The sequence below is a fragment of the Corallococcus praedator genome, assembly GCF_003612125.1.
Taxonomy (GTDB): Bacteria; Myxococcota; Myxococcia; order Myxococcales; family Myxococcaceae; genus Corallococcus; species Corallococcus praedator.
Genome location: NZ_RAWI01000940.1, coordinates 1 through 465, shown reverse-complemented (window position 1 = coordinate 465; position 465 = coordinate 1). Strand labels below are relative to the sequence as shown.

General features: G+C 61.7%; 1 protein-coding gene. It reads right to left on the bottom strand.

Annotated features, from left to right (window positions below; all coding sequences use genetic code 11):
• Positions 1-3: 3 nt before the first annotated feature.
• A partial coding sequence (locus D7Y13_RS42500) for a phosphoglucose isomerase-related protein (RefSeq protein ID WP_500683201.1) occupies positions 4-465 on the bottom strand: 462 nt, incomplete at its 5' end.

The window sequence follows — 465 nt, the reverse complement described above, 5'->3', positions numbered from 1 at the left end:
CTACTACGACCGCGCCGGGCGGTACCGGCGGATCAGCTCGTTGGTCGAGCTGTCGTGCGCCAGTTCGGGATCGGACTCGGACTGCAACTCCGGGATCACCCGCTGGGCCAGCTGTTTGCCCAGCTCAACGCCCCACTGATCGAACGATCCGATGGACCAGACCGCGCCCTGGGTGAAAACGCTGTGCTCGTACAGGGCGATCAGCTGACCGAGCACATACGGGGTCAATTTCTCGAGCAGGAATGTCGATGACGGGTGGTTGCCCTCGAAAACCTTGAACGGCACGAGTTCCTCGGCCGTGCCCTCGGCCCGGACCTGGTCCGCGGTCTTGCCGAAGGCGAGCGCCTCACCCTGCGCAAAGACATTCGACGTCAGGTAGTCGTGATGATCGCCCAGCGGGTTGAGCGAATGGGCGAACGCAATGAAATCGACCGGAATTATCAGGGTCCCCTGATGAATCAATTG